The sequence below is a fragment of the Nocardioides sp. genome (assembly GCF_047607185.1).
Taxonomy (GTDB): domain Bacteria; phylum Actinomycetota; class Actinomycetes; order Propionibacteriales; family Nocardioidaceae; genus Nocardioides.
In genome coordinates this window covers 1-4,499 of record NZ_JASGDQ010000033.1, presented here as the reverse complement: position 1 = coordinate 4,499, position 4,499 = coordinate 1, and the positions used below count along the sequence as shown (strand labels likewise).

The following is a 4,499-nucleotide window of genomic DNA, read 5'->3' as shown; positions in this document are numbered from 1 at the left end:
GGGGTATGCGTGGATCCAGGTGCGCGCAGCGCAAGGCGGCGTCGCGACGGCATACCGGGCGTCTTCCGAGCGGCGCCAACGCCGCGATGGGTGTGCCTGGGCCGCGCAGACCCGGGACGAACTTCCGGAGAGGACCACTAGGCCAACGCCACCATTGACATCGCCGCGAAACCCTATCCAAGAGATATGAACCGATGGTAACTTACCCCAGAGTCATATCCCGGAGGCACAGATGCACGACCTGCTCGACCCCATGAAGAACCCGGTCACCTACGCGGTCCCGTTCTTCGCCCTCTTCATCCTCATCGAGCTCGCGGCGCTGAAGTGGCTCGACCACGACGACACCGCGCTCACGGCCGCGGTCGCAAGCTCCCGCGGGCGCACCGGCTACCTCATGAAGGACGCCCGCACCTCGATCCTGATGGGCGCCGGCTCGCTGTTCTCCTCACTCGCCCTCAAGCTCGTCAGCTTCTTCGTCTATGTCTGGATCTACGTCCACCTGGCGCCCTTCCACCTGCCCACCGACACCTGGTGGTCGTGGGTCCTCATGATCGGCGCCGTCGACCTCGCCTACTACTGGCAGCACCGGTTCGTGCACCGCGCCCGGGTCGGCTGGGCGGCCCATCAGGCCCACCACAGCTCGGAGTACATGAACTTCGCGACCGCGCTGCGGCAGAAGTGGAACCCCTGGTTCGACTTCTTCTTCTGGCTGCCGCTGCCCTTCCTGGGCATCGCGCCCTGGGCGATCTACTTCGCCTTCGGCATCAACCTGATATACCAGTTCTTCGTCCACACCGAGACGATCGATCGGCTGCCCCGGCCCGTCGAAGCGGTCTTCAACACCCCGAGCCACCACCGAGTCCACCACGGCTCCGACCCGATCTACCTCGACAAGAACTACGCCGGGATGCTGATCATCTGGGACAGGATGTTCGGCACCTTCCAGCCCGAGCTCCACCGGCCGACGTACGGCCTGACCAAGAAGGTCACCACCTACAACCTAATCAAGCTGGAGTACGGCGACTACCGCGCGTTGTGGACCGACGTACGCCGTGCCGAGAGCTGGCGGGAGCGACTCGGCTACGTCTTCGGCCCGCCCGGCTGGGCCCCCGAGGGCAAGCAGCCGACGCCGTCCTCGACCGTCCGCGAGACCGCTACTGCCGAGTAAGGCGACCCCGCGGTCCACGCCAAAATCCTCGTCGGCCCCGCTCGCTGACGGGCCGCGGCGCCTACACTCACATGCCGTGAGTACGGCAACGGCGAGCTACGCCACCGCGACCGACGGCGTCTCTCTCGCCTATTACCAGCACGGCGACCCCGCCGCACCGACCGTGGTCTGCGTACACGGCTACCCCGACAACCACACCGTCTGGGACGGCGTCGTGCCGCTGCTCACCGACCGGTTCCACGTGGTCGCCTACGACGTGCGCGGCACCGGCGAGTCGGGCGAGCCGGCAGGGCGCGACGGCTACCGGATCGGCCAGCTCGCCGATGACCTCGCCACGATCATCGCCGCGGTCGACCCCGACCGGCCGATCCATCTGCTCGCCCACGACTGGGGCTCGATCCAGTCCTGGGGCGCGGTGACCGACCCCCGCTTCGCCGGCCGGCTGGCGTCGTACACCTCCATCTCCGGGCCGAGCCTCGACATGGCGGGCCGGTGGCTGCGGCACGGGCTGCGCCATCCCCGCGACCTCGCCAGGCAGCTGCTCGACTCCTACTACATCGCCGCCTTCCAGCTCCCGGTGCTGCCCGAGCTCAGCGTGCGCACCGGGGTCATCGACGCGCTGGTGACCCGCTCGGCGCGCATCGGGGTGCCTCCGGACCAGCGCAAGCCCGCCGTACGACGTCCCCAGCGCGACGCGATCAACGGCATCGAGCTCTACCGCGCCAACATCCTGAGCCGGCCGGGTGGGTCCCGGCCGGGCCGGGCGGTCTGCCCGGTCCTGGTGCTCGCCCCGCTCGACGACGCCCACGTGACCGTGCCGCTCGCCACCCAGGCGCCCGAGCCGTTCGTCGACGACCTGCGCACCCAGACCATCCCCGGCAACCACTGGGTGGTCGAGCAGGACCCGCAGCTGATCGCCGACTGCTTCACCGAGTTCGTGACCTCCCTCGATGAGGGCTGAGAACGTGTTGGGAAGGATTGGGGTGTCTCCCTGACGCGGCCACCGGTCACGGCTGCCTAGCGTGACCGGGTGCTCACCAAGTCAACGCTCGCCCTGGTCCTGCTGCTCGGCCTGCTGGGTGGCGCCGCCCCGGCGTACGCGGCCAAACGGACCGCCGTCATCGCCAAGCCGGTCACCGTGACCGAGGCTGCCGGGCGGGCGGTCATCACCGTGAAGCTGCGGACGAAGGCGAAGCGAAGCACCCGGATCAGCTGGGCCACCGCGCCCGGCACCGCGACGACGACGGACTTCGTCGCGGCCACGGGCAAAGCGAGGATCAAGAAGGGCAAGAAGTCGGCCACCATCCGCATCGTCATCGTCGACGACTCGGTGGCCGAGGCCGACGAGACGTTCACGGTCTCGCTCAAGGGCAGCGGCCTCAAACCCGCCACCGTCACCGTGACGATCCGGGACGACGACGGTGGCGGCGCTCCCGGCACCCCCGGGGGCGGCACCGTCTTCCCGGAGACGATCACCGGCACGTTCTCCGGCTACACCAAGCCCGCGACCGGCACCGGGAGCATCTCTTCGGACTCCCTGCACGTGGACTGGTCGGGCACCATCACCTACGTCTTCCAGCCCAACGACCCCTACCTCGGCACGCCGTGGCGGGACGGCACCGTGCACTACGCGGTGCAGTCGGTGGCGGTCTCCTGGACGGCGAGCGGTGGCTGCTCCGGCTCCGGCACCCTGACCACCAGCCAGGTCGACGGCCAGGTCTATCTCGACGACGACGTCGTCGGCCCCGGCTACGACGACGACCTGGCCTACTGGGACTACCAGGTGTTCCTGGCCCCGAACGACACCGGGGACATGCCCGTGGTCTGCGGGGAGACTCCCGGCAACGCCGCCGTCAGGGTCGGCCAGGGCGGCAACGGCGGCGCGCTGATCGACAACGGCTTCGCGACGGGCCAGCCGGCCAGCAATCGCTACACCACCGACCTGGTCCACTTCGCCGGCACCCAGAACCCGCCCTCGATCGTCTTCGACAACACCTGGAACCTGGTCGGCAGCGGCCAGGCGGCGTACACCCCGGCCGGCTGAGGGCGCCGCACCCGCTAGCCTGCGGCGGGTGACCCAGCGGCTCTCTCACACCGTCAGCGCGGGCCTGGTCACCGCCCTGGTCGGCTTCACCAGCTCGGCGGTGGTCGTGCTGGCAGGGCTGCGGGCGGTGGGCGCGACGCCGGCCCAGGCGGCCTCCGGACTGCTGGCCCTGTGCCTCACCCAGGGCCTGGGCACGATCTGGCTGAGCCGCCGCCACCGGGTCCCGGTCGTGCTCGCCTGGTCCACCCCGGGTGCGGCACTGCTGGCCTCGACCGGTGCGGTCGAGGGCGGCTGGTCGGCGGCGGTAGGCGCCTTCCTGGTCGTCGGCGGTCTCATCCTGCTGACCGCGCTGGTGCCCGGCCTGGGCGACCTGATCGGCCGGATCCCGGTGCCGATCGCCCAGGCGATGCTGGCCGGCGTACTCCTCGCGCTCTGCCTCGCTCCGGTCCACGGCCTGGCCGACCACCCCTGGCTGGTCGCGCCGGCGGCGGTGGTCTGGCTGGTGCTGCTCCGGCTCCGGCCACGCTGGGCGGTGCCCGGCGCGTTCGTGGTGGCGATGGTCGCGATCGGGGTGTGGCTCTCTCGCCATGGCGGGCTCCACGGCCGGCTGCTCCCTCAGGTCGAGCTCACCTCGCCGACGCTGACGTGGGCCGCGCTGCTGTCGCTGGCCGTGCCGCTCTACGTCGTCACGATGGCCTCGCAGAACGTGCCGGGCGTCGCGGTCCTCGCCTCCTACGGGTACGTCGCCCCGTGGCGGGAGTCGATGACCGTCACCGGCCTCGGCACGGTGGCAGGGGCGGCCGCCGGCGGACACGCGATCAACCTGGCCGCGATCACCGCGGCCCTGGCGGCCAACCCCGACGCGCACCCCGACCCCCGGCAGCGGTGGCAGGTCGCCAACGTGACCGGCTGGGCCTATCTGGTGCTGGCGCTGCTCTCCACAGCCCTGGCGACGGTGGTGACCGCCGCGCCCGAGGGGGTCGCGGCGGCGGTGGCCGGGCTCGCCCTGCTCGGCACCCTGGTCTCGTCGCTGAGCGCCGCGCTGGCGGCCGAGGCGACCCGGGTGCCGGCGGTGGTGACCTTCGTGGTCGCCGCCAGCGGGGTCACCGTCCTCGGCGTCGGCGCCGCGTTCTGGTCGCTGGTGGCGGGCCTCCTAGTCCAAGCCATCACGACCGCGCCGAGTCGGCACTAGTGCTGGTCCCAGGGGCGCCGAGTCGGCAGAAGTGCAGGTCCCAAACAGCCCGAGTCGGCAGAAGTGCTGGCGCTCGACCTGCACTTGTGCCGACT

At 70.9% G+C, this 4,499-nt stretch carries 4 protein-coding genes; all 4 read left to right on the top strand.

Going from position 1 to position 4,499, the window contains the following annotated elements:
• The first annotated feature begins 232 nt into the window (after positions 1-232).
• The 4 genes from QM595_RS03055 to QM595_RS03040 all read left to right on the top strand — a co-directional run bounded on the left by QM595_RS03055 (position 233) and on the right by QM595_RS03040 (position 4,404).
• Positions 233-1,168 carry a sterol desaturase family protein gene (locus QM595_RS03055; protein ID WP_415170050.1) on the top strand — a complete coding sequence of 312 codons (936 nt, stop codon included), beginning with the start codon at positions 233-235 and terminating at the stop codon, positions 1,166-1,168.
• Between the two features lie 76 nt (positions 1,169-1,244).
• The gene (locus QM595_RS03050) at positions 1,245-2,129 is read left to right on the top strand and encodes an alpha/beta fold hydrolase (protein ID WP_415170049.1); all 885 of its coding nucleotides are present in this window, start codon (positions 1,245-1,247) and stop codon (positions 2,127-2,129) included.
• 69 nt (positions 2,130-2,198) lie between these two features.
• Positions 2,199-3,212 (top strand): Calx-beta domain-containing protein, encoded by a 1,014-nt coding sequence (locus QM595_RS03045; protein ID WP_415170048.1) that lies wholly within the window; start codon positions 2,199-2,201, stop codon positions 3,210-3,212.
• Positions 3,213-3,240: 28 nt separating this feature from the next.
• The gene (locus QM595_RS03040) at positions 3,241-4,404 is read left to right on the top strand and encodes a benzoate/H(+) symporter BenE family transporter (protein ID WP_415170047.1); all 1,164 of its coding nucleotides are present in this window, start codon (positions 3,241-3,243) and stop codon (positions 4,402-4,404) included.
• Positions 4,405-4,499: the final 95 nt, after the last annotated feature.